Here is a 298-nt window from a genome sequence, read left to right on the forward strand (position 1 = left end):
CGACGTCACCGGCGTGCACGTGCTCGGGCGCGGGATCCTCGACGCCGGCTCGGACACGTCGCGGACCGACAAGACGATGGCGATCCGCTTCCACGACAGCTCGGACATCACGGTGTCCGGCATCGGCGTCCGCAACGCCCAGTGGTGGCAGACGCTGTACATCCGCTCCTCGGGCATCCACGTGTCATGGCTGAACCTGATGGGCACGCTCATCAACAACGACGGCATCGACACCGACGGCGTGCAGGACATGACGGTCGAGCACAACTTCGTGATGAGCGGTGACGACGGGTTCGGC

At 65.8% G+C, this 298-nt stretch carries 1 pseudogene; it reads left to right on the forward strand.

Annotated features, from left to right (window positions below):
* Positions 1–298, forward strand: a pseudogene (locus BIV03_RS19860) (hypothetical protein); the annotation flags it as partial.

This window comes from Curtobacterium sp. MCBA15_016, from assembly GCF_001865105.1.
In the GTDB taxonomy this organism is placed as follows: Bacteria; Actinomycetota; Actinomycetes; order Actinomycetales; family Microbacteriaceae; genus Curtobacterium.